The organism is Mucilaginibacter sp. PAMB04168 (genome assembly GCF_039634365.2).
Lineage (GTDB): Bacteria > Bacteroidota > Bacteroidia > Sphingobacteriales > Sphingobacteriaceae > Mucilaginibacter.
Map to the genome: position 1 here is coordinate 482,988 of NZ_CP155079.2, position 24,726 is coordinate 507,713.

The window sequence follows — 24,726 nt, forward strand, 5'->3', positions numbered from 1 at the left end:
CAAAACGTCTTTTTTCAACAAAAGACAACAGTTGCCCCACCTTTAAAATCCTGCATTTGTTTCCAACTAGAGGCCACGCGCCCTCCTTAATCACATTAAACAAAAACTTTATTGGTATTAAAAATCTTTTAAGCATACTTTTAGCGCTTTAAAATTTGCTGATAACCATTGAATCTATTTCTCACAATATACGCCTGCTTTCTGTTCTGTTGTACGCTGCTGCCCCTGGTACGTAACGATTATTGGATTTTTAGGGTGTTTGATTACCCCAGGCTGCAAAAGCTGGCACTGGTACTCCTTTGCCTTGTTTTATGGGCGGTATTTTACCATGGCCTCGTTTTAGTTTACTGGGGCATTGGCCTGGCTCTTTTACTTAATGCTGCATACTTGTTAAGCCTTATTTTACCGTTTACTGCCTTAGGCAAAAAGCAGGTATTGGCTGCCGGTGCACCCATCCCCGAACAAAGCATAAGCCTGATGATTGCCAACGTTTACGAGTTTAATCCGAACAAGGAAGGCTGTGTTGCGGAGGTACGAAAAGCCGACCCTGATGTGGTGATCTTATTGGAAGCCAATGAGGTTTGGGAGCAGCACACACGGGTATTGGAGAACGATTATGCTTACCATGTAAAAGTGCCATTAAATAATACCTACGGGCTTATCTTGTACGCTAAACTGGAGTTAAGCGATACGGAGGTTAAATACCTGGTGGAGGAAGGCATTCCTTCTATACATACTAAAATACGCTTACCTAATGGCCAACAAATACAGTTTTATGCGGTGCACCCTACACCGCCCGTACCCAATGAGAACGTACGGTCGACCGAGCGCGATAAGGAACTTTTAATAATAGCCGATTTAGCTAAGGCCAGCAATTTACCCGTTATTGTAGCCGGCGATTTAAATGATGTGGCCTGGAGTCATACTACTGAGCTTTTTTTGAAAATGAGCGGCTTGCTTGACCCGCGTCGGGGCCGCGGTTTTTTTAATTCGTTTAATGCGCATTATCCGTTTCTGCGCTTTCCGCTCGATCATGCTTTCTCTTCAACGCATTTTAAGCTGCGGCAAATAAAACGCCTGCATAATTTTGGATCAGATCATTTTCCGATTTTCCTTAACCTGCAGTACGAGCAGCTGGCCGCTGTTGAACAGAAACCTATGCAACCAGATGCCGATGAAATTGAGGAAGCGGAAGAGAAAAAGGCAAAAGAAGTATAGCGAAACTAAGCAGGTTGTCGGAGGTAACTTAAAGCCGAAATTTAATTAGCAGGAGCGGGGTAAACAGCTTTGAAGTATGCTTGTTGATTGAACGGTGCTTATTGGCAGATAAGTTTTATAATATGCAAAAAGTTATTGTATTAACAGGAGCAGGCATTAGTGCAGAGAGTGGCTTAAAAACCTTTAGAGACAGCGATGGGCTTTGGGAAGGGTATGATATTGAGGAAGTAGCCACGCCCCACGGCTGGCAGCGTAACCCGGCGCTAGTGCAGGAGTTTTATAACATGCGCCGAAAATCGGTACTGGAAGCGCAACCCAACGCGGCTCATTACGCGCTGGCTCGTTTGCAGGATAAGTATGATGTAACCATTGTTACGCAGAATATTGATGATTTGCATGAGCGGGCCGGCTCAAAACAGGTGGTGCATTTGCATGGTATCATCACACGGTCGCAATCGAGCATTAACCCAAAGCTTACTTACCCAATTGAGGGTTGGAAGATAAACATGGACGAGGTTTGTGAACTGGGATCGCCTCTGCGCCCGCATGTGGTGTGGTTTGGCGAGGATGTGCCTATGATTAGTAAGGCTGCACAACTATGTACCACTGCCAATATTTTCATGCTTGTAGGTACGTCACTAGCCGTTTACCCGGCTGCTGGCTTAATTGATTACGTACCTGCTGATGTTCCAAAATATATTATAGACCCACACATACCTTATGTACGCAGCGGTGGCGAAGTGCATAAAATAGAAGCTAAAGCTACAATAGGTGTACCCCAGGTGATTGAGGCATTAATGAACATGCTATAGCAATTATATCAAATCGAAAGCCCCGCATCGTGGCCAAATGGTAAAGGAACTGGCGCCCCAGCTTTCTGCAGATATTTTTTGCGGTGAGCTTCTACCGTGTTCAGGATAATAAACTCCCCTGAACTATATTATTTCATATATTAAGTAATCAAATAATACAGTGATTAATCAGTATGTTGTATGGTTGGGCTGCCCAATAATAATTTATTGCTTAAGCCGCTAATAACCATTTCACATCAAATCTACACGCTCGTGCTGGTAAGGTATTGCAATTTCGTTAAATCCGTTTTCCTTTAGCGTATCGGCAAACTTTTGCTGGGTTTCGTACTCGCCATGTACCAGGAAAATCTTTTTCACTTCGTTAGGGTTCTGGCAGTTCAAAAAGTGTAGCAGGTCTTCATAATCGCCATGGGCACTCATGCTTTTAATGCTGCATACCTCGGCCTTTACCTCATATTCGTCACCAAAAATATAAACAACCTTGTCGCCACGCATTAAATGACCACCAAGCGAGTTAGGTTCGCAATAGCCCACTATTAATATGGTATTTTTATCGTTATTAATATTATTACGGATATGGTGCCTTACCCGGCCAGCCTCAGCCATGCCCGATGAGGATATGATAACACTGGGCCGTGTATCCTCATTCAGGGCTATCGATTCTTCGGTAGATTGTATAAAGCGTAGATTTTTGAATGCAAACGGATCGTCATCAATCTTCATCACTTCTTTCACCTCCTGATTGTATACCTCAGGGTGGTCTTTAATTACCTGCGTGGCTTTGTCTGATAGCGGGCTGTCCACATAGTAATTTACATCGGGTAGTATGCCACGCAATTCGAGCGCGTTCAATGCGTAAAGCAGTTCTTGCGTACGCCCCACACTGAAAGCCGGTATAATAACCTTGCCGCGCTTAACTACACAGGTTTGGTGGATAATTTCATGCAAAGCATCCTCAATTGGCCCAAGGTCTTTATGCAGCGAATCGCCGTAGGTCGACTCCAGTAAAATATAATCGGCCTGCGGAAACTTTTGCGGGGAGCGCAGCAGTAAATCACTGTAACGGCCTACATCACCGCTAAAGGTTATTTGGGTTTGCTTACCCTCTTCCAAGATGGACAAGTGTACCGCTGCGCTGCCTATCACGTGCCCGGCATCGGTCAGTATAAACTTAATGCGCGGTGTTACTTCCACCTCTTCGTTATAAGCCACTATTTTAAACAGGCGCAGCGCATCTATGGCCTGTTCTTCAGTATAAAGTGCCGTTAACAGTTCCTGATTCCTTTTTTTACGTTTAGTATTGATGTAATCGGTATCCTGCTGCTGTATTTTGGCCGAATCCATCAACAGTATGCGAGCCAGCTCCATGGTAGGGGCGGTACAGAAAATAGTGCCATCAAATCCTTCGGCCACCAGTTTAGGTATGAGGCCGCAATGATCGATATGGGCATGTGAAAGGATCATGTAATCTACCTTTTGCGGATTAAAGCCAAAGTGTTCATTCATGTCCTCGGTTTTTTCACCCAGGCCCTGGAACATGCCGCAATCTAAAAGTATAGTAGTGCCGCCATTTAACTGAACAATATGTTTACTGCCGGTTACATTGCGTGCGGCACCATGAAAAGTAATATGCATGTAGGTTTATTTAATAAGCAAAACAACTATTTTAAATGGCAAATGTTCAGGCGAGGCAAAAAAAAGTTTGACGACTAAAGAATTAGTTGTAGCTTTATTAAAATGAACACCGTTAAGATCATTGCATTGCCTGTATTGCTTCTGCTATCATTAGGCTGCCACGCGCAGCATGTGGCCGATACCTTTCAGAATGCCGAACAGCAAGGCTATTCAATGATGAAGTTAGACAAAGCTTATGGCAGTGCTTTAGATGCCGACAGCACAAAGGCGGTTTTTAAAGGGCAAAAGACAGGTGAGTTTATAAAGGCCTATACACAGATGCTTAATAATCTGCAGGTGTACTTAAACCAACATGGATTTATATGGGATAAGCCCACACGTATATTTAACCGGATTTATTTTGAACCGGACGGCAGCATTAGTTATTACCTTGTAAACCTAAAAACTACCAGCCTTAACGAAGAAAAGCAAAAGCAGTTTGTAGCTTTGCTGAAAGATTTTATACAGAATTACAAAATTAATATTACTGGTAACACCCGTTTTGCACAATGCAGTCCGGTACTGTACCAAAATAGTAAATAATAGCGCACCATGGAAATTAAAGAGCTAACCCGTGCAGAAGAGCAACTGATGCATGTGCTTTGGCAAATCAAAAAAGGATATGTAAAAGATGTGATTGACCAGCTGCCCGAGCCCAAGCCGGCTTATAACACGGTGTCAACCATCATTCGTATATTAGAAACTAAGGGTTTTGTAGGGCATACCGCTTATGGTAAAAGTCATGAGTATCATCCCATCATCAGCAAGGATGAGTACCAAAACTTTGCCTCAGATAAATTGCTGACCGGCTATTTTGATAATTCTGTAAAACGCATGTTCTCGTTTTTTGTGCAGAAAGAAAAGATTAACGTGAAAGAGGCTGACGAGATTATGAAACTGATTGAAAAATTTAAGGACAAATAATTTAATGCATTAAGTTATGACCTGGTGGCATTATCTATTGCTTAGCAACCTGTACCTGATCATGTTTTATGGATTTTATGCTTTGTTGCTACGGCGCGAGACGTTTTTTCAGCTCAATCGCATTTACCTGATAGGTTCTGCGGTTATGTCATTTCTTATACCCATTATTCAGCTCGATGTAGTTAAACAATGGTTTATTACTCAAAAAGTACAGCAAACTATTTATAGTGCCGGTCCGGCTGTGATATTCCGCATTAAAGCCGTACAGCCAGATCCGGTTACGCTGGGCGAGGTAATTGGCGGGGTTTATATAGCCGGTATTGTTGTACTCTCTTTAAAATTGGTATGGCAGTTAATGTTGCTTAGCCGCATTATGCGCAACGGGCAGGTGGCTGCGGCATGGTCATTCTTTAAAAAAATAAAGGTAGATGAGCAGTTACATAACCATCGGGTTATATTAGCGCATGAGGAAGTGCACGCCCGTCAGTGGCATTCGGCTGATGTTTTGTTGATTGAGCTGATCATGATACTCAACTGGTTTAACCCGGTGGCCTACTTGTACCGTAGTAGTATAAAACACATTCATGAGTTTATTGCTGACCGCGATGCGCTCAAAGCCGGCGCTAGCAGGGCGGAGTATGCCATGCTGCTGTTAAGTCAAACCTTTAATGCCCCGGTACATCATCTGCTTAATCCTTTTTTCAATAACAGCGTGCTTAAGCAGCGTATTCTAATGCTGCAAAAAAACAAATCGCATTATAGTGCACTGCTTAAGTATGGTTTTTCGGCGCCGTTATTTGCGCTGATGCTGGCCTTGTCGTCGGCTACCTTAAACAATAGCGTTGTTGTTACCAGCATTCAAAAACAGGCCGAAAAGGTTTTTGCTATCGAAGCCCCCCTCACGCCTCAGGCTGTGGAGAAGCTGGTTACAAACCCCATAACTGATAAAGAAAAGAAGAAAGTGCGGGCAGAAGAGCTGCAGCTAAGCCAGGCCGGTATTCCAACACAAAGTACAACACCAGTAAGTTTATCAGCCGGTAGTATTCCGGTTAACGCCGACAGTAGTGCAGAAGTAGCCCATAACGAAGTCTTTACCTCGGTGGAAAAGTTACCGTCATTCGCAGGTGGTATGGCCGGTTTTCATGAGTTTTTAGGAAAAATGATCCGTTATCCGGCTGGTGCCCGTGAGCATAACCAAAAAGGCAGGGTAATAGTCACTTTTGTAGTGGAGCAGGATGGATCGTTATCAGATGTAAAAGCTATTAATAATCCGGGTAATGGGCTGGCTGAAGAAGCTGTCAGGGCTATATCGGCATCGCCCAAGTGGGTAGCAGGTGAGCAGAACGGCCGGAAGGTACGCGTGCAATATACCGTACCTGTTGTATTTACTACAGATGAAGGGATTAATGAAGCCATTGATACAGAAAAAGCAAGCCGAACCACTTTTAATATGATTAGAAATGTGCGTTTTAAACCTACAGGTGAAAATGATACCAGCAAGGCCACAAAAAAGATGTTGGTAACATTCAGGTATAATGAGCGCACAGCAGCTGGCGAAAAACCGTTGATTTATATTGATGGCAAAGAAATGCCACCCGGAACGTTGCTTACAAAGTTGGATACCAAAAATATTGAAAGCATAAACGTACTGAAAGATGAAGCTGCTACCCGCCTCTATGGCGAGAAGTCGAAAGACGGTGTGGTAGTTATCACCACTAAAAAGCAATAAACAGAAAGCCGGTGCAAAACCGGCTTTTTTTTTGACATACGCCCCTATAAAGAACAAGTGGTCGCCAAAGTTGAATCCTTCTATAACGAAAGGCGCATTTACATCCGTAACAGAAATAATCCTCCGTTGAACACCTTATTTAAATCGTAATTAAATATTAATTTCTATTTAGTTATTGGTAATATTTTATACTTCCATTTAATATTTTTTTAAATGGGCGTAACCCATCTGTATATTAAACCGTATAAGTCGTATATATAGGTTGATTATCAACGCCGGCAATTAATCAACCCGCTGTTTCAGCAGGGTGTTGCAAAATCCAGAATTTCTGGTGATTTCCTTAATGTGTCTACTCCAGGACGCCAATGGAATACTTATTCCCCCGCTTAAACAGTGTAAGTAAGTTTAATATGACTATTAATAGATGAATAGAACCTTTACTTATACTACGCCGGCTTTAAAGCCCTTACTGCGTTGCCTGTACAAATTTGTGCAGGCCAATCTCTCATCAGGGCCTATTGCAACAAGGTATTTCATCGTCCTCTTAGCGCTTACATCCTATTAGCTAAAGCATTTATCTGAAAACGCTATATCACTTTTAAACAACTCAATTTTTTATATGAAATCCATTTTTACTTATGCCCTTTTAGCAGGTGTGGTAGCGATGTCATCCTGTAAAAAGGATCGCAACCAACCTGAAGAGGAGACAACAACGCTCGCGAAAATTGCGCCAGACGGGTTTAACTTCAACACAACCAAAAACGTTACGTTGAACCTAGCCCTTAAAGCTAATAACGACGAGGCACTGGGCGGCGTAGTTGTAAGCGTTTATTTGCCTACCAATACCGGCGATCCGATTTTTAAAGGTGTAACTAATAGCAGCGGTGTGCTGCAAGGTGTAGTTACGGTGCCAACATCAGTTACCAAATTGATTATTGACCCGGCTTATCTGGGTGTAATGCGTAACGCACAGGCAGCTATCTCGGCCGGTAATACCATCACCGTTACATTAGGCGGTAAAGACGGCTACACTGGCGATGTGATTGCCGATGCTGTTAACAGTTCTGCTTCTGCAACAGGCTTGAGCCAAAAAGTTGCCGGTTTTTTAGCTACTGAATACAGCTACCCCGGTTCATACAGTGCCTCTACTGCTTTTACTAATACATCAACTTTCCCAAGAAGCTTAGGCCGGCCGGTGTATCTGGAAACTACACCTGATGTAGTTGATGCATCATTGCTGTCTTACATCAATGCCTCATTGCCTGAGGGAAGCAAAGTGAATGATAAGCACCCAGAATACCTTTCATCAAATGCTGTTTCAACCATCAACGTGGTTAAAACATCTGACGTGTACATTACTTTTGTGGCTGAAGGCGCTGGCTATCAAAGCGCTTTAGCCTACTATACTTATAGAACGGGTAACCCGCCTTCGAGAAGCAGTGGCGGAACTATTGTTGATGGTATCGATAAGATTACTTACGTATTTCCTAATGCATCGGCCTATGGTTCGGGCGGTGGCTTAAAAGCCGGCGATAAGGTGAAACTGGGCAACTTTGATGCAGGCACGTCTATTGCCTTTGTATTATTACAAGATGCTTGGACTGGTAGCGGTGTAAGTACCAGTGCGCAAAAGTTCTTTAGCGATAATGGATTTAACCCTGAGAGCAACAGTACTTTGCGTAAGCACTCCGTAATTTTGTACGATGATGTTCATAACCTGTATTTAACTGGCTTTGAAGATTGTAACCGTCAATCAGCAAGCGCTAATGTTAATGGTTATACATCAGACGAGGACTTTAATGACCTGATATTTTATACCACTTCAACAGTAACCAACGCTATATCTAACTCAGGTGTTACTGTAATTGATAAGGGTGGCGACACCGATGGTGATGGTGTGCAGGATGAGCAAGATGCTTTCCCTACTGATCCTACTAGAGCTTATGTGAGCTACTACCCGTCAGCCAGTACTTATGCTAACATTGCTTTTGAAGATAACTGGCCTAAAAAGGGTGATTATGACCTGAACGATTTGGTAGTGAGCTACCGCTACACTTTTATTAATAATGCCAGCAACCAAGTTGTTAACTTAAAAGGTGAGTACAGCGTAGCCGCATCAGGTGCCTCATTCCACAATGGTTTTGGTGTGCAGTTACCGGTTGCAGCAGCTGCAGTAAGCGCAGTTACCGGGCAACAGGCTCCTAGTATTAATAAAGCCAGCAGCGGTGTAGAAAGCGGTCAAAGTAAAGCGGTAATTGTTCCGTTTGACAATCATGAGAATTTGATCAGAAACCCCGACGGTGCTTACTTCATTAATGTGTTATCAACCAAAGATAAAGTAACCAGCAGCCTTGCTACCGTAAACATTACCTTTACTTCTCCGGTTGCTGCTGCCAACCTGCAAGTGTCGTCTTTCAATCCGTTCCTTATCAGCGATATGCGTCGTGGTTATGAGATTCACCTGCCGGGCTTTGCACCTACCGATAAAGCAACTAACAGTTTGTTTGGCACCGACGATGATGCATCTGTACCAGGCAGCGGTAAATACTACATATCGAAAGAAAACTGGCCATGGGCTATTGGCTACAACGGTACGTTCAATCATCCGTTTGAGCTGCAGCCAATTAACGAAGCCTACCTGCATTTCTCAGAATGGGCAACTTCTGGCGGTACCAGCTTTACCGATTGGTATAGCAATACCGCAACCGGTTATCGTAATTCAGCCAAGATTTATAATAAGTAATTGGTTTAACTGATTAACTAAGCGAAGCCGCCCTTTACAAGGGCGGCTTTTTTGTGTTATAGAAAATAAATTGCAGCAAAGGTTCTCGTTGCAGCTCAATATAACGGTGTTGATATTTTTTGTTGTCTGTTATGATTTACATGGGTACGTAAGATTCCGTAAGGAAGATAAGCGCAGGTATGCCACTGCACCCAGCAGGGGATGGTGCGCGGTGGCGGGTGTTGCACTGGCTCGGCCTATGCGCCGGGAGCAAACGAGTGAGTAACAGCAATTAACTTACGCATTGCGATAACAATAGTAGGCTTTTAAATATCATGGGCTGAGATTACCAAATTACGCTCGCATAACCTGTTGACAAGAAGTGTCATTAGAACAAACATGAGGTTGTTGCATCCATATTGTTAAATTTATGGATAAGCCATAGTTACAATCAGTTGATGTAAGGTTTGTCCTCATGTTAAAGCTGGCCGCTAAGGCCTGTTTAAACGCTTTAGAAGAGTAGTTGCCGTTTGGCAGGTAGGACTTTGCTTTGAGAGGCAACAGCGCCATCATAACGCTATAAGGCATTGCTCAGGTGAACATCGTGCATGGGTTTTGATTAGGCAGGAATATCTTGCTACCTCATTATGAGCTGGCCTAAAACAAAAAAGCCGCTCAAGGAGCGGCTTTAAAACTTATTGAGTTACTTATTCAATAACAGTTACCTTCAGCATGTTGGTTTTGCCTTGGTTTGAAATTGGCACAGCTGCAGTGTTGATAACCACATCACCTACTTCAACTAGATTTTCACCTTTTAGTATGTTATTTACGTCGCTGATGGTTTCGTCGGTGCTGTCCAGCTTGTCGTAATAAAAAGCTTTAACACCCCAAACCAGGCTAAGCGCGTTCAGTAATTGCTTATTCGAGGTAAAGATGTAGGTATTAGCTTTTGGCCTGTGGCTCGAAATTTCGAAGGCAGTGTAGCCTGAAAATGTCATCGATACGATGCCTACTGCGTTGGTGTGCTGTGATAAGTGAACGGCAGACTCGCAAACGGCATTGCTTAAATAATTTGGATGGCTATTGTCCTCATACACATCTTTGGGTGCATTAAACGGATAGCCGCGCTCCTCAACATTACGTACAATTTTAGCCATGGTCTCGATAACGATTAGCGGAAACTCACCTACCGATGTCTCGCCGCTCAACATCACTGCGTCGGCACCGTCAAGTACGGAGTTGGCTACGTCGTTCACCTCGGCACGTGTTGGGCGTGGGGTAGTAATCATGCTCTCTAACATTTGGGTAGCAACAATTACCGGTTTTGAAGCCGCACGGCATTTACGGGCAATCATTTTTTGTAACAGAGGCACTTCTTCCAAAGGCATTTCAACACCCAAGTCACCACGGGCCACCATTACACCGTCGGTTGCGGCAATAATATCGTCAATGTTGTCAATCGCTTCAGGCTTTTCAACCTTGGCAATTACGCGGGCTGCCTTACCACTACGGCTAATAATACGTTTTAATTCTACAATATCCTCTCCTGTGCGTACAAATGATAAACCAATCCACTCTACATCATTTTGCAATGCAAATTCCAGGTTGGTTAAATCTTCTTCGGTTAAGCTGGGGATAGAAACCTTGGTGTTGGGCAGGTTAACACCCTTGCGCGATGTTAAAATGCCGCCATGTATAATTTCGCAAAGCACGTTATCCTTACGGTTGGTTTCAATTACCTTAAGTTGCAGCTTTCCATCATCCAATAAGATGATTTCGTTAGCTTGTACATCCTGCGGAAAAGTATCATAGGTGATGTAAATGTTATTTTCATCGCCTATGGCTTCTTTGGTAGTAATATTAATGTGCTTGCCGTTTACCAGGTGGATACCGCCATCTTTTACCAGGCCAATACGGATTTTCGGGCCTTGTAAATCGGCCAGAATAGCGATATTGGTTTTGTGCTGCTCATTAATTTCGCGAATCAGATCAATCGTTTTCTGGTGATCTTCTGGTCTGCCGTGCGAAAAATTAAGGCGGCAAACGTTGACCCCGGCTTTAACCATCGCTAATAATACATCCTTTTTAGACGAGGCCGGGCCCATGGTGGCCACAATTTTAGTTCTGTTGTAAGATAATTTCATATGTTGGTTTTATCTGGTCGTAGTTAAAATGTACGGTGATGGTGTAAAGATTACACTTTCAAAATTTGCGCTAAAATAATAGATTTTCACGTGATTTTATCTTTTTAGGTTCAATCTTTACGGCGGCCATTATTTCCGGTATACGATTTAACAGGCTTAAAATGTTATTTAAATCGGTTTCATCAATAAAGTTTTTGATCATAAAAAAATAATCAACCTCGCGCATTTCGGGTATTAAAAGGCCCTCAGAGCCCTTATTGGCGATAAAATAAAAATCGGTTTCGGTGGTTTCCCACTGGTAATGGTATATCGAAAAGTAGGCTGGCTCGGTGGTGCTTTGGTAAATGTCAACCGCTAATTCGGGTTGTTTTTTAAAATCAAAGTTCAGATACTTGTTAATAAAGTGACAAACCCGGTAGTCTTTTAAGGGGGTATTGATCGCTATCAGGACGAAGTCAAGATCGATCTCAAACTTTAAAACCTTTTTTGTCAAAACTATATTAGATATTTTTGCGCTGTAAAGCTACGAACTGAAACCGTTGCAATAAAATTTTGTTGTAACCAATGCTAAGATTTTAGATTTGATATTTAAGTAAATTTATTTTTCTTTGCACAGAATTTTTATTTAATCATTTTAACATAGATTATTATGTCTGATATCGCTTCAAGAGTAAAAGCAATCATCGTGGAAAAATTAGGTGTTGACGAAAGTGAAGTTACGCCTGAAGCTAGTTTCACCAACGATTTGGGTGCTGACTCATTAGACACCGTGGAACTGATCATGGAGTTTGAAAAAGAATTTAACGTAGCTATCCCTGACGATCAGGCTGAAACTATCGGTACTGTAGGCCAGGCTATTGCTTACCTGGAAAAAAACGTTAAATAAGAACTCCCTCAAAAATATTAGATGGAGTTTAAACGAGTAGTAGTAACCGGGCTTGGTGCGCTTACTCCGATTGGTAATTCGGTTTCAGAATACTGGAACGGTTTAATTAACGGGGTGAGTGGCGCTGACTTGATTAAAAGTTTTGACACCACGCACTTTAAAACAAAGTTTGCGTGCGAGGTCAAAAATTTTGATGCCGATGCTTTTCTGGGCCGCAAAGATGCCCGTAAGCTCGATCCTTTTGTGCAATACGCTTTATACTCCACCGAAGAGGCGGTTAAAGATGCAGCATTAGATTTTGATAAGCTGGATACCAATCGTATCGGTGTAATTTGGGGCTCGGGTATTGGCGGCTTAAAAACATTTTTGGATGAAGTGGTAAACTTTGCCAAAGGTGATGGTACGCCGCGCTTTAACCCTTTCTTTATTCCAAAAATGATCGCAGATATCGCCCCAGGGCATATTTCTATCAAATATGGATTAAGAGGGCCTAATTTTACAACGGTTTCGGCCTGTGCGTCATCCAACAATTCACTTATTGATGCCTTTAACTACCTTCGTTTAGGTAAAGCTAACATGTTCATTACAGGTGGTTCTGAAGCCATTATTAACGAGGCCGGCATTGGTGGTTTTAACGCCATGCATGCGCTGAGTACCCGTAATGATGATCCGGCAACAGCTTCGCGTCCGTTTGATCTGGACCGCGACGGTTTTGTAGCAGGTGAGGGTGCAGGTACGATTATCCTGGAAGAGCTGGAGCACGCCAAAGCGCGTGGTGCAAAAATTTATGCCGAAATGGTAGGCGGCGGCATGAGTGCCGATGCTTATCACATGACAGCACCGCACCCCGAAGGTTTAGGCGCTGCCCTGGTAATGAAAGCCGCACTGGAAGATGCTAACATGACCCCCGCCGATATAGATTACGTGAACGTTCATGGTACGTCCACACCTATTGGTGACCCGCAGGAAGTGAAAGCAATTACACAAGCTTATGGTGATGAGGTTTACAGGATCAACATCAGTTCAACCAAATCCATGACCGGGCATTTGCTTGGTGCTGCTGGTGCGGTTGAAGCTATTGCAGCCATTTTGGCTGTGAAAAATGATTTGGTTCCGCCAACCATCAACCACTTTACCGATGATCCGGCTTTTGATCCGCGTATTAATTTTACTTTTAACCAATCGCAAAAACGTGTAGTGAGAGCTGCACAAAGCAATGGTTTTGGGTTTGGCGGTCACAACGCTTCAGTGATATTTAAAAAATACGAAGAATAATTATTCGTTTTTGATGCCTATCAGCCGGTTATATAAGCTTTACTTATCGCCTCACCGTAAATACGTAAAAACATTAAAGAATTTGCTCGGCTTCGTGCCGGGCAATTTGTCTTTATACCGGTTGGCATTTCGGCACAAATCGGTTGCGCAGTCTATTAAAAAGGGTGTTAAGAACAGTAACGAGCGGCTGGAATTTTTGGGCGATGCCGTTTTAGGCAGTGTAGTGGCCGAAGTGTTATTTAAAATGTACCCTTACCAGGATGAAGGTTTTTTAACCGAACTACGATCCAAAATTGTAAGCCGCAACAATTTAAACCAGTTGGCCCGTAAGCTGGGTTTCGATCAGCTGATACAGTATGATAACCGCATGGTAAACTCTACCCGCCAGAGCTCGCTTTTTGGTGATGCTTTTGAGGCGCTCATAGGTGCGGTGTATTTGGATAAAGGGTACGACTTTACCAAAGGTTTTCTCATCAATCGCATTATTAAAACGCATATTGATATTCATACCCTTGAGCAAACCGAAACTAATTTTAAAAGCAAGCTCATTGAATGGTGCCAGCGCCACGGCAAAGATGTGATGTTTGAATTAGCCGAAAACCAGGATGGTGAAAGCAGTAAACTATTTACCGTACAGGTAAACGTTGATGGCGAAATTATGGGCCTTGGTAAAGAATTCAGCAAGAAGAACGCCGAAAAGCTGGCGGCTGAGAAAGCTTGTGAAGCGTTAGGAATTTAGCAGTTACCTCAATTTGAACTCCTTTGTGCCAGCGTTTTAAAGTTATAGCTACGTTACATCTTATTGATTAACTGGTTTCTCTTTCTCCGTTAACGAATTTAACTTAGGTAAACGCTTAGCTTGTTTGTAACCGGCAAAAGAGGTGTTGATAAACTGAATTAGTTCGTAATCATTCCACTTCAAAATTTCGGGGTACGGCGGGTTGTAGGCCAGCATAAAGGGCTTTACATCTTCGTCGGGTAGTTGAGTTATGCGCTTAACTAAGTCAAACGTATAGCGCTTGTTAACTTCGGTCTGCTCGTTTTCGCGCTTCATTTGTGCCGCAAAGTGGCGTGCGCGTCCGGGTTCTTTGCCAAACAACTCATATACCCCCGTTAGCGGTGAAGAGAGAAAGGAAAGTGCCGGTGGCTTGCCGTTATAATAAATGCCTTTGCTGCGGTAGGTGTCCATAACCTCTTGTTGTTCCTGCTTGCGTGTTTTGCCTTTTACTATCACGCTTTCCAGTTTAAGCGCAGGCACCATGTACACCATCATATCTCTTTGAATGCCGGTAACCAGTTTTTGACTGGTGAATCCTGCTTTGGTAAACAGCAAAGTATCGCCAAGCGCTGCCGCAATACTAAAAGTGCCTATATCGCTGCTAAAAACGATGGAATGGTGCCGCAGGTTAGTTACACTTACCTGTGCAGCCCTATTCATGGTTTTATTGTTAAAAATAATACCGTTTAATGGTTGCTGCGTTTGCGAAAAAGCCAGGCCGGGCAGTAAAGCCAGTAATAGGCTAATGGTTATCAAAGTAAAAAAACGCTGCAGTAACTTCATTTCTTACTACAAAGTTACGGTTAATAAAACGGTCCATCTGTTAAAAATAGTTAAGCTTTTCCTGCTATGCGGTTAAGATATTTAACTACTCGCCGGTCAACTACTTAGCATTTCCTAAAAAACGCTATCTTTGCACATGATAAAATCCATGACAGGGTACGGCATTGCAACCCACGATGCGGGCGGCACCAAGTACACCGTTGAGATCAAATCCCTGAATAGCAAATTCCTGGAACTATCGTTAAGAATTCCTAAGGCTTTTTCTGAAAAAGAATTTCAATTACGCACCGAGTGCAACAAGCAAATTGAACGCGGAAAAGTAAACCTATCCATCAATGTGGAGCAAACCGGCTCGGCCGTTAAAGCTGCCGGTATTGATACTGCCCTGCTAAAACATTATTACGAACAGTTAAAAGCCGTAAGCGCCGAATTGAACGAACCGGCAGGTAACCTTATGCAACTGGCTTTGGGCTTACCCGAGGTAGTTAAATATACCGAAGAAACCATCACCGAAGAGGAGTGGAAAGCCGTAGACAGTACGTTTAAACAAGCTTTGTCAAACTTTCAGCAATTTAGGAGTGATGAGGGTAACGTATTGCAGCAGGAAGTAACCGGCCGCATTCAGGTTATTATGGACAACCTGGCACAAGTAGAAATTGAAGACCCCAAGCGCGTCCCCCTGATACGCGAGCGGCTTAACCAATACCTGGCCGATGCTGTTGGAAGCGAGAATATTGACCAGAACCGTTTCGAACAGGAACTGATATATTACATAGACAAGCTTGATGTTACCGAAGAAAAAGTGCGTTTGAAAACACATTGCCTCTATTTTTTAGAAACCCTGCAAAGCGCCGATGCCAATGGTAAAAAATTGGGCTTCATTTCTCAGGAAATTGGCCGGGAGATTAACACCTTAGGTTCAAAAGCTAATGATGCTGCCATGCAAAAGCTGGTAGTAGGCATGAAAGAGGAACTTGAAAAGATAAAAGAACAATTATTAAATGTGCTATAGTTATTAAGTTACAGGGTTATTAAGTTGCTAAGAAAGTAGTTTAGTGGCCCATCTATTACCTAATAACAAATAACTGAATAACTAAAATGGGTAAACTGCTTATTTTCTCTGCTCCGTCGGGCGCTGGTAAAACTACTATTGTGCATCACCTGCTTTCTAAATTTCCGGAGCTAGAGTTTTCCATTTCGGCTACTACCCGCGAGGCCCGGGGTGATGAAGAACATGGTAAAGATTACTACTTTATTAGCCAGGCAGAATTTTTGCACCGTATTGCCAAAAAGCAGTTTGTGGAGTTTGAAGAGGTATATACCGGCACATTTTACGGCACCTTAAGGCAGGAGATTGAGCGGATCTGGAAAAAAGGGAAAACCGTAATATTTGATATCGATGTAGAAGGAGGCCTTCACCTTAAACGCAAATACCAGGATCAGGCCCTGGCTATATTTGTACAGCCGCCATCGCTCGAAGTACTTAAAGAACGCCTTACTGGCCGGGGTACTGATAGCCCATCCAAGTTGCAAGAGCGGTTTGATAAGGCTGAAAAAGAATTGAACTATGCGCCTAAGTTTGATGTAATCCTAAAGAATTACGATTTGCATACCGCGTGTCAGGAAGCTGAGCAATTGGTTGGTGATTTCCTGAACGGGTAAAACTTAACTGCAGAATTGCAGTTATTCTCCATTGCTATATTGACGGTAATTGAGTAATTTAACTGCAAACAGAGTAGAAATGAAGATAGGCCTGCTTTTCGGTTCGTTTAATCCCATCCATATTGGTCATTTAATTATTGCGAATTATATGGCTAACTATACCGAACTGGATAAGGTATGGCTGGTGGTTACGCCGCAAAACCCATTCAAAAAATATGGCGGCCTCATTAACACTTATGATCGTCTTGAAATGGCCCGCCTGGCTACCGATCATGCCGATAACCTGGAAGTTAGCGATATAGAAATTAAGCTACCACAGCCATCCTACACTATTGATACGCTTACTCACCTCAAAGAACAATACCCGCAACATGAATTTGCTGTAATTATGGGTTCAGACAACCTGGCCAGCTTACCTAAGTGGAAGAATTACAAGCTCATTTTACGCGATTATAAAGTATACGTTTACCCACGCCCTGGTTACGAAAATGCAGAGCTGGCTTCGCATCCATCCGTAACCATTACCATGACGCCCCTTATGGAACTCTCGGCCACTTTTATCCGCCAATCTATTGCCCAAAAAAAGAACGTGCAGTACTTTGTGCCCGAGCCTGTGCTAAGGTTTATTGAGAGCAAAAATTTGTACAGCTGATTTGTAGGTAGAAAACAAGATTAAGGTTTAAATTAGCAATCTAAGTAAACCTTGTTTGCAAAATTTGCTAAGTAAAAGTCCTCGCCCTTGATTCTTGGCTCTTCACCCTTCCTTCATTATCTTTGCACTTGTGAGCGAGAAAACCATCCTGAAACTGCAATTGCCTACTGACCCGCGTTGGGTAACTAACGTGGTAGAAAGCAATATTGAAGAAATTTTGACTGATCATGCTTTTTGTGAGCAAAAGGCAGCCAGCAATGCCATTACCCTTATTGTGCAAAACCCAAACCTGAGCGATCTGGTGCAGGAAATGGCGCTGCTGGTGCAGGAAGAAATGGACCATTTTAAGCGTGTGCATGATATTATACTGGCGCGTGGCTATGTGCTGGGCCGCGAGCGTAAGGATGATTATGTGGGCGAATTATTAAAATTTCTGAAGAAGGGTGGCAGCCGCGAAGAACAGCTGATTGATCGACTGTTGTTTGCTGCCATGATTGAGGCACGCAGTTGTGAGCGCTTTAAAGTTTTGTCAGAGAATATTAACGACGCTGAACTGGCCACCTTTTACCATGAGCTGATGATTAGTGAGGCCACCCATTATACGACCTTTATTCGCCTGGCTAAAAAGTATGCCGGCAAAGTTGATGTAGATTCCCGCTGGACAGCCTTTTTAGCCTACGAGGCCGAAGTGATAAAAAATTACGGTAAGAAAGAAACTATACACGGGTAAAGGCTCCTTCCAACCCTCTCTCCAAGATAGGGCTTTAAAAGACTAATATTTAATTAGATATAAAAATGTCTTTTAAAGTGTATGCGGAGAGCTCTTTCAAAGCAATCAGCTTATCCGCGGAAAAAGATTTCCAGTAATGTTGGAGATGACAGCCTTGTAACATGATTAAATAATACGCTCATCTGGGAGGCACCCTGCTACGTTTTCCAGGTAATTCTTCATCATTTCCAAATCAACTACATCGTTAACAAGCCCTATGTGCATATCTGGGCGTATAATTATTGCTTTGCTTTGCCCGGTACGAATCTCAAAAGCATCGAACACCTGCTGGTTTTTTACCGAAGGCGGAAGATGAAAGAAGTTAAGCCAGCCGTTGTAGTTCTGTGTAATCCACTTGGCCAGGCTAAATACATAAAGTTCCTGTAATGGCCCCATGGTTATCAACGTAAAGCCCGGCTTACTGCACCAGGCATGCAGATCGGTCTCCTGCTGCTTTTTTTCGTCATACAGCTTTAAATAAGGTAGGCGGTCGCCGGCTTTAATAGTTTTTAACTGGCTCAGGTGTAGGCTTAAGCTACTGTGCTGGTAACTGATATCGGTTTGAGAAATACGCTTAAAAAACTCGAACCGGCTCTTTTGATTCAGCCAGGCCCGCTTTAATACAAGCGGTAATATAAATTTCTTGAACAGGCCCGCCATCAAATTGCGCGACATTACCATTTTAAAAGCCCTGTCGGTAGTTTTGAGCAAGTTGCGGGCTACCGGCATGCGCTCAGTTGCGTAAGTGTTTAACACTTCAGCTTTTAGCCGCTTGTTTATAATGCCTGCAAGTTTCCATGCCAGGTTGTAGGCATCCTGCAAACCGGTATTCATACCCTGTCCACCCACCGGCGAATGTATGTGGGCGGCATCGCCAATTAAAAAACAACGGCCCAAGTTAAATTTTTCGGCCATGCGATGGTGTAAACGGTAGGTGGTAAACCAAGTACATTCGTTGATGTTTAATGGCTTGCGCACTTTCTCATTCAAATTAGGCAATACGTCTTCAAACGTCAGGTCTGCTTTGTTCAATAGATCATTGCTTATATTACCTACTACGCGGTAGGCGTTTTTTTGTGGCATGGGGAAAAAGCCGGCAAACCCTTTTTGTGTTAAAAATAGGTTCATAAAATCCTCATCACTATCCAGCACCAAATCGGCCAGGTAGAACTGGCTGGGATAGGTATCGCCGGTAAAAGGGATTTGTAATTGGTGCCTAACGGTACTGTGTGCGCCATCAGCACCAATCAGCCAGTTGCAAATCAACTTATATTGCTGTTCCTGGTTGTCAAGCGTTACGCTAACTACGCCCGTTCCTTGTTGCAGCGAAATTAAGCTGGTGTTCCAGTAAACCGGGCAACTGTTTTGCGTGAGATAGCCAAGCAACGCGCGTTCATTTTTACTTTGTTCATAAATATGAATAAATGGGAACGGGGTAAAGCCTTGACCTGTATCTTTTATAGCGAAGGTAGCTTTAGCTTGCCCATCATAATTAAAATGTAAGCCCGACGCCTGCCTGCCGCCTTTAATAACCGGGTCAATAATACCCAACTGTCGGTAAATCTCTAACGAGCGGGCCTGTACAGCCAATGCCTTTGATTGATGCGTGGGACCCTGACGACTGTCAATAATAACCGGTTGTATGCCATAGCGAAGCAGCTGAGCGGCCATCATTAATCCGGAAGGGCCGGCACCTATGATGAGTACTTGGGCGGGGCCCTGTGCAACAGGCGTCATATAACTCAAATATGGTCAGAAAAATTCGACTATGCGTTAAAACTGTACAACAAAACACAAGGTCGGGTTCCTGCTGTGGTATTCCAGTTGGTTTCAAAATTATGCTGTTCAAACACTGATATGACTTGCTCGCCAATGGCAATTGTATTCTCATCATTGCCATTAGGAGCACCCCAAATGCCTAAATATAATTGGCTGCTCCGTTTAGCGGTGTTTAAATCCTGCCGGGTGTAAAAGCAAAAGCCAGTTATATCCTTGTTGTTCTCACGTTCATGAAAAAGTTGCGAACAGTCTGCAAAAGCATCTGATTGCGTATAACCGGCGTCTGCTAACGCAATAATGTTCATACCGTTTAATTCTTCAAATACTTTGTCAATAGCTTTTCGGGCCTTGTTCCATGCCGCTGAGCTCATTTTTACAGGTTCGGGCTCTGGTTCGGCCTCTGGTGGCAAAGCCACGCCGGTAATTTGGCTCAGTAACTCCTGCACTTCTTCCATCATTGCATTCCGCGTAATATGGTTACCATGCTTATCGCTAACGTCAGCATTCGCCCCGGCATCAATCATAAACTGAACCGGTGCAACAAAAGGCGAAAATTCAGCTAACAAAAAGAGAGCCGTTCTCCCGTCGCCGCTTTTTGCTTCTAACGGACTGCCTGCTTCTATCAGCGTTTTCAGGGTTTCTATTAAGTTAGATTCATCTTTGCATGAATTGCTGCCCGCAGCAGCACATTGTAATGCGTTAAAGCCATACTCATTCATTAATGATAAATCGGTATCTGCCGTAATCAGCTGTTTTACTTTAATGGGGTCACAACTGCGGGCGGCTTCAAATAGGTTTGGCAAATGATTGTAGTTATGCTGAGGCATGAGGCTAATTTTAATAAAGCAAACGCACACCTCTCTTAAATGGTTTTGCGACCATCAAATAGCATACAGCTGTTACCCGCTAATTGCAGTATTACACCACTGCTTTTACGATTTATACAGCAAAAATATAGTTGGCTTTTTATGTAAATCAGGTTGTTGTTTTTTCCATTGGGCAACGGTTTGTGTTTTCACAAACTCATTGGGGGCAGTAAGGTTACAGGCAATGCACAAGCGGGTAGAGGGCTTACAGGTTTTGAGTATCTCGTCTAACAACGGGTTATTGCGAAAAGGCGTTTCAATAAACAGCTGTGTTTGACTCAAACGCTCCACCTGATTTTCCAGATCCTTAATACGTTTACTGCGTTGCACTTTATCAATAGGCAGATAGCCATGAAACGTAAAGCTTTGCCCATTAAAGCCCGACGCCATTAGGGCCAGCAATATAGAACTTGGCCCCACCAGCGGTACCACTTTGATGCCTCTGCGGTGTGCTTCGGCCACAATATCAGCACCTGGATCGGCAATGCCGGGGCAGCCGGCTTCGCTCATTAAACCGGCGTCTTTACCGGCAAGCAGGCCGGTGAAAAAGTCTTTCAGGTCATTGTTACGCTGGTGCTTGCCATAATCATGTACAACAAGCTGACTTTGAGGTATAGTTAAACCGGCCAACTTTAAAAATTTGCGGGCAGTTTTTTCGTTCTCAACAATATAATCGCTTATCTGGTTAATAGTATGTACCAAATAGGGCGTAAAGGATTGGGCCGCGGCATCATCAGCAAGCGGAACCGGGATTAAGTAAAGTGTTCCGGCAGGCATGTTGCAAAGTTGGCTTTTTTATTTTTAAATTAGGTAACCTTAAAAAAGTTAGCGTATGAAATCATTAAGCAAGAACTGGTTTATTGAGGGAGCAATTGATTTTGAACACAAAAAGTACGTTTTATTAGGCTACTTGCAAGAGATAAACCGGCATTTCGACAAGAATCACCTGTACCCAAACCTGGCCGATCTCATATTTCATTATAATAACTTGCTTGAGTTTAAGAACAACAAAACTGTTTTACAGCATAGCTTTCCACAACGGCTAAGTAAGGCGGATTTTGAGGCACTGAAGCTTACTTACCAAAGAATGGTGCAGGATGATGTCACAATGAATGAGATAGAGCACATTATTGGTTATGCTATGCGTAAAATGGACCCTGCCATACAAACCGGCAAACATATTTACGATTTTGTAGAGAGCTGCCTCGATATTGACCCGGTAGGCGTAGTGCCGCTTTTGCCCTATAACGGCTACTTCACCCTGCGCAATGGCAGCCAAAAAACCAACTGGGTTTACGAGTACCAGATTACGCTGTTTGAGAACGCAGACGACAAATACCGCGGCATACACATTAGCCTGGTAGATACCTTTGAGCCTAATTTTGTAAACACCCCGGAGTCTATTAAACTGCAACTGATCAAGAACCGCAAACACTTACCCAACCCGGCCATGTACCATGTACAAAGCGAAATAAGCTTTCCGCTGGAAGAAACGCTTTTACCGGTTGCCAAGCGCAGTTTGGTAAGGTATATATCAGATGCAGCATAGGTAATAAGAAGCGGGGTTTTGAGAGCAGGTTTGGTCAGTCGATCATAAACAAAAAATGTCATCCCGAACGATAGTGAGAAATCTTTTTGAAGGTGTAAGCTCATCGCTTTAAAAAGACTTCTCGCGTACGCTCGAGATGACAGTAGTATTTTTTAGGCCTTAAATCCGGTACTTGTAAACTTACTTTAACTGGCTCAGTGCCTCACGGATGCGTGGGATCATGCCTTGAATATCTTCTAACGTAGAAGTACCAACCGACGCGCGGAACCACGTAACATCATCATCAGCGCCAAAGGCAGAAAACGGTACCAATGCAACTTTAGCGGCTTTGATCAGATAGAAGTTAATATCGGCCGATGATTTTAACACATCGCCTTCGGGCGTGCTTTTACCAATGTAGTCTGCCTTAATAGTTAGGTAAATCGCACCCATGGGTTCAATCGCGTCAACTGCAAAACCTTCACTTTTTAATTGTTGAAAGCCCTGGTATAAAGTATTAAGGCATTCCTGTATGCGGCCGCTAAAATTACTTAAGTAATTCTGCAGCTGCTCATCCTGCTGTATAAACTGGGCTGTTGCCACCTGCTCGGCTTTTGGCGCCCAGGCACCCATGTGGCCTACAATTGAGCGCATTTTGCCAATAATGTTTTCGGGACCGAAGCCCCAGCCCACACGTACGCCGGTAGCTGCCAGGCATTTCGAAATGCCATCAATATATACTACGTAGTCTTTTAGCTTGGGGCGTAACGTAACCGGATCGTAATGCTTTTTGCCAAAGGTAAGCATAGCGTAAATTTGGTCGTACATAATGTACAAAGGCTTTTCGCCTGGCTGGCGGGTGGCATTTTCGGCAATTACCAGGTCGCAAATCTCTTCTAAGTCTGCTTTTTCGAACATGGTGCCGGTAGGGTTCTGCGGCGAGCAAAGGCAAAGTAGCGTGGCACCTTTAATATGTGGCGCAATATCGGCAGCTTTAGGTAAAAAGTTATTTTCGGGATGTGTAATAACTGCAATTTCCTGCGCACCGGTAATATGGCAATAGTGGTTGTTGTTCCATGATGGTGCAGGGTAAATTACTTTGTCGCCAGCATCAACCAAAGCCAAAAAGGTGGAGTAAATTAACGGGCGTGAACCGCTGGATATCAATACCTCATTAGGCGTAACCTGTATGTTATGATGCTTGGCTAAAAATGCCGACACCTGTTTACGTAACTCCAATATGCCATCGGCAGGTGGGTAATTGGTTTGGTTGTCCTGGTAAGCCTCAATAATACCCTCACGCAGTTCATCGGGTATGGGATATATGTTCGGGTCAAAATCGCCGATGGTTAGATTGGCAATATTTTGCCCCTGGCGTTTCAATTCGTTTATCTCGTTTCCAATTTTTATAATTTCAGAACCCTTAAGGGTTTGCGCTAATACCGATACGCTCATAGTTGTTTGTTTATGAGCGGCAAAGATAGTGGTTTAGAGTGGAGAGTATAGAGTCAGGAATCAAGAGTTTTGTTAAAAGGTACCTTATCAGCGAATTGTTCTGCAACAAAAAAGGCGTCGAATAATCAACGCCTTCCTATCAGTATTCTTGAGTTAAAAATTTATATTCCAACGCTTACTAAGCAATTGCCGGTTTGCGGAGGCGAATAATGCGCATATAGTGCATTACTTTCATCACTGGGTACACTGGGTCAATTTCAAACCAGCGGGCGCCAAAGTTAGGGCTGTTAGGGCGTTTGTGGTGATTGTTCTGAAAAAGCTCGCCCAGCATCAAAAAATCAAATGGCGTAGTGTTTTTTGACTTGTCGCCATTATCAAAGTTAGAGTAGCCATACTTGTGACCGCACCAGTTTACAATTGCGCCGTGTAACGGGCCCATAATAAAATGTAGGGGCAATAAAAGCCACATCCACCAAGCCGTAGCAAAAGCAGTGTAGAAAGCCACATACAGCAAACCAAACAAAATGCGGGTAACCGTATGGGAGCCGTAATAATCTAAAAAGCGCCACTCGGGGTAATTGCCTTTAAACTGAGCCTCAGGTTCACGAATTCTTTTCTCATAAATGCGGAAACTGATGGCGGTTTTATACATCATCTGAAATACATCGGTAAAAAAATGCGGCGAATGCGGGTCTTTCTCCGTGTCGCTGTAAGCGTGATGCTCGCGGTGCATAATAGCATACGCACGGGGGTTAAGGAACGATGACCCTTGGCAAATAAACGTTAGGGTATGAAAGATACGCTCGGTTACCTTAGGCGTGGTAAACATCTTATGAGCGGCGTACCGGTGTAAATAAAAGGTTTGAAAAAATAGAGATAAAAACCAGTGGGCAACAAAAAAAATAATAATAATCACGTTTCGAAAGGTATTATAGTACAGTACTATAAACAATATTTAATAGTAAAATTTGTTTGTGCAAAGGTAACATTTAAAATCTAAGATGTTAATAGTTATCCACAACAAAAGCTGGCCCGCTGTGTGGCCAACTTTTTTTATGATATGCCCGTTA

General features: G+C 43.2%; 24 protein-coding genes. 15 read left to right on the forward strand and 9 right to left on the reverse strand.

Annotated elements, in window-relative coordinates:
- Positions 1-168 precede the first annotated feature (168 nt).
- Together ABDD94_RS01855 and ABDD94_RS01860 are read left to right on the forward strand one after the other, a co-directional pair.
- Positions 169-1,218, forward strand: coding sequence for an endonuclease/exonuclease/phosphatase family protein (locus ABDD94_RS01855; protein ID WP_345949513.1), 1,050 nt, complete (start codon positions 169-171; stop codon positions 1,216-1,218).
- 122 nt (positions 1,219-1,340) lie between these two features.
- Complete coding sequence (locus ABDD94_RS01860) at positions 1,341-2,030, forward strand: Sir2 family NAD-dependent protein deacetylase (RefSeq protein ID WP_345954453.1); 690 nt, start codon at positions 1,341-1,343, stop codon at positions 2,028-2,030.
- 231 nt (positions 2,031-2,261) lie between these two features.
- Here ABDD94_RS01860 and ABDD94_RS01865 read toward each other — a convergent pair whose 3' ends face one another.
- Positions 2,262-3,665 carry an MBL fold metallo-hydrolase gene (locus ABDD94_RS01865; protein WP_345954454.1) on the reverse strand — a complete coding sequence of 468 codons (1,404 nt, stop codon included), beginning with the start codon at positions 3,663-3,665 and terminating at the stop codon, positions 2,262-2,264.
- A gap of 102 nt (positions 3,666-3,767) precedes the next feature.
- Here ABDD94_RS01865 and ABDD94_RS01870 point away from each other — a divergent pair, with 102 nt between their 5' ends.
- The 5 genes from ABDD94_RS01870 to ABDD94_RS01890 all read left to right on the forward strand — a co-directional run bounded on the left by ABDD94_RS01870 (position 3,768) and on the right by ABDD94_RS01890 (position 9,100).
- Entirely contained in the window at positions 3,768-4,247 is a 480-nt protein-coding gene (locus ABDD94_RS01870) for a hypothetical protein (protein ID WP_345954455.1), read from the forward strand.
- Positions 4,248-4,256: 9 nt separating this feature from the next.
- Positions 4,257-4,628, forward strand: a complete 372-nt coding sequence (locus ABDD94_RS01875) for a BlaI/MecI/CopY family transcriptional regulator (protein ID WP_345949509.1) — start codon at positions 4,257-4,259, stop codon at positions 4,626-4,628.
- 16 nt (positions 4,629-4,644) lie between these two features.
- Positions 4,645-6,357 carry a TonB family protein gene (locus ABDD94_RS01880; RefSeq protein ID WP_345954456.1) on the forward strand — a complete coding sequence of 571 codons (1,713 nt, stop codon included), beginning with the start codon at positions 4,645-4,647 and terminating at the stop codon, positions 6,355-6,357.
- A gap of 424 nt (positions 6,358-6,781) precedes the next feature.
- On the forward strand, positions 6,782-6,922 hold the full coding sequence (locus ABDD94_RS01885) for a hypothetical protein (RefSeq protein WP_345949507.1): 141 nt from the start codon (positions 6,782-6,784) through the stop codon (positions 6,920-6,922).
- A gap of 54 nt (positions 6,923-6,976) precedes the next feature.
- Positions 6,977-9,100, forward strand: coding sequence for an LruC domain-containing protein (locus ABDD94_RS01890; RefSeq protein ID WP_345954457.1), 2,124 nt, complete (start codon positions 6,977-6,979; stop codon positions 9,098-9,100).
- Positions 9,101-9,786: 686 nt separating this feature from the next.
- Here ABDD94_RS01890 and pyk read toward each other — a convergent pair.
- Together pyk and ABDD94_RS01900 are read right to left on the reverse strand one after the other, a co-directional pair.
- Positions 9,787-11,223: a pyruvate kinase gene (gene pyk, locus ABDD94_RS01895; RefSeq protein WP_345954458.1), complete on the reverse strand. Its 1,437-nt coding sequence runs from the start codon at positions 11,221-11,223 to the stop codon at positions 9,787-9,789.
- 70 nt (positions 11,224-11,293) lie between these two features.
- A complete protein-coding gene (locus ABDD94_RS01900; protein WP_345949504.1) occupies positions 11,294-11,716 on the reverse strand; it encodes an IPExxxVDY family protein in 423 nt (140 codons plus the stop codon).
- A 156-nt stretch (positions 11,717-11,872) separates the two neighbouring features.
- Between ABDD94_RS01900 and ABDD94_RS01905 the strand changes: the two genes are divergently transcribed.
- The 3 genes from ABDD94_RS01905 to rnc are packed head-to-tail and all read left to right on the forward strand — an operon-like array spanning position 11,873 to position 14,123.
- Positions 11,873-12,109: an acyl carrier protein gene (locus ABDD94_RS01905; RefSeq protein ID WP_008508386.1), complete on the forward strand. Its 237-nt coding sequence runs from the start codon at positions 11,873-11,875 to the stop codon at positions 12,107-12,109.
- A 21-nt stretch (positions 12,110-12,130) separates the two neighbouring features.
- Complete coding sequence (gene fabF / locus ABDD94_RS01910) at positions 12,131-13,384, forward strand: beta-ketoacyl-ACP synthase II (protein WP_345949503.1); 1,254 nt, start codon at positions 12,131-12,133, stop codon at positions 13,382-13,384.
- Between the two features lie 13 nt (positions 13,385-13,397).
- Positions 13,398-14,123, forward strand: a complete 726-nt coding sequence (gene rnc, locus ABDD94_RS01915; protein WP_345949502.1) for a ribonuclease III — start codon at positions 13,398-13,400, stop codon at positions 14,121-14,123.
- A gap of 60 nt (positions 14,124-14,183) precedes the next feature.
- On the opposite strand, the gene ABDD94_RS01920 is transcribed toward rnc, so the two are convergent.
- Positions 14,184-14,945, reverse strand: coding sequence for a hypothetical protein (locus ABDD94_RS01920; protein ID WP_345954459.1), 762 nt, complete (start codon positions 14,943-14,945; stop codon positions 14,184-14,186).
- Positions 14,946-15,081: 136 nt separating this feature from the next.
- Here ABDD94_RS01920 and ABDD94_RS01925 point away from each other — a divergent pair, with 136 nt between their 5' ends.
- From ABDD94_RS01925 to ABDD94_RS01940, 4 genes are all read left to right on the forward strand, one after another.
- Positions 15,082-15,957 carry a YicC/YloC family endoribonuclease gene (locus ABDD94_RS01925; protein ID WP_345954460.1) on the forward strand — a complete coding sequence of 292 codons (876 nt, stop codon included), beginning with the start codon at positions 15,082-15,084 and terminating at the stop codon, positions 15,955-15,957.
- An 86-nt stretch (positions 15,958-16,043) separates the two neighbouring features.
- Positions 16,044-16,607 (forward strand): guanylate kinase, encoded by a 564-nt coding sequence (gene gmk, locus ABDD94_RS01930; protein WP_345949499.1) that lies wholly within the window; start codon positions 16,044-16,046, stop codon positions 16,605-16,607.
- Between the two features lie 79 nt (positions 16,608-16,686).
- Positions 16,687-17,259, forward strand: a complete 573-nt coding sequence (nadD, locus tag ABDD94_RS01935; protein WP_345949498.1) for a nicotinate (nicotinamide) nucleotide adenylyltransferase — start codon at positions 16,687-16,689, stop codon at positions 17,257-17,259.
- A gap of 130 nt (positions 17,260-17,389) precedes the next feature.
- Positions 17,390-17,989, forward strand: a complete 600-nt coding sequence (locus tag ABDD94_RS01940; RefSeq protein ID WP_345949497.1) for a tRNA-(ms[2]io[6]A)-hydroxylase — start codon at positions 17,390-17,392, stop codon at positions 17,987-17,989.
- Positions 17,990-18,154: 165 nt separating this feature from the next.
- Here ABDD94_RS01940 and ABDD94_RS01945 read toward each other — a convergent pair whose 3' ends face one another.
- The 3 genes from ABDD94_RS01945 to ABDD94_RS01955 all read right to left on the reverse strand — a co-directional run bounded on the left by ABDD94_RS01945 (position 18,155) and on the right by ABDD94_RS01955 (position 21,450).
- Positions 18,155-19,765 carry an FAD-dependent monooxygenase gene (locus ABDD94_RS01945; RefSeq protein ID WP_345954461.1) on the reverse strand — a complete coding sequence of 537 codons (1,611 nt, stop codon included), beginning with the start codon at positions 19,763-19,765 and terminating at the stop codon, positions 18,155-18,157.
- A 29-nt stretch (positions 19,766-19,794) separates the two neighbouring features.
- The gene (locus ABDD94_RS01950; protein ID WP_345954462.1) at positions 19,795-20,634 is read right to left on the reverse strand and encodes a hypothetical protein; all 840 of its coding nucleotides are present in this window, start codon (positions 20,632-20,634) and stop codon (positions 19,795-19,797) included.
- A 105-nt stretch (positions 20,635-20,739) separates the two neighbouring features.
- A complete protein-coding gene (locus ABDD94_RS01955) occupies positions 20,740-21,450 on the reverse strand; it encodes an SAM-dependent methyltransferase (protein ID WP_345954463.1) in 711 nt (236 codons plus the stop codon).
- 55 nt (positions 21,451-21,505) lie between these two features.
- Here ABDD94_RS01955 and ABDD94_RS01960 point away from each other — a divergent pair, with 55 nt between their 5' ends.
- Positions 21,506-22,222: a hypothetical protein gene (locus tag ABDD94_RS01960; RefSeq protein WP_345954464.1), complete on the forward strand. Its 717-nt coding sequence runs from the start codon at positions 21,506-21,508 to the stop codon at positions 22,220-22,222.
- Positions 22,223-22,402: 180 nt separating this feature from the next.
- Here ABDD94_RS01960 and ABDD94_RS01965 read toward each other — a convergent pair whose 3' ends face one another.
- Positions 22,403-23,656 carry an aminotransferase class I/II-fold pyridoxal phosphate-dependent enzyme gene (locus tag ABDD94_RS01965; protein WP_345954465.1) on the reverse strand — a complete coding sequence of 418 codons (1,254 nt, stop codon included), beginning with the start codon at positions 23,654-23,656 and terminating at the stop codon, positions 22,403-22,405.
- A gap of 178 nt (positions 23,657-23,834) precedes the next feature.
- On the reverse strand, positions 23,835-24,572 hold the full coding sequence (locus ABDD94_RS01970) for an acyl-CoA desaturase (protein ID WP_345954466.1): 738 nt from the start codon (positions 24,570-24,572) through the stop codon (positions 23,835-23,837).
- Positions 24,573-24,726: the final 154 nt, after the last annotated feature.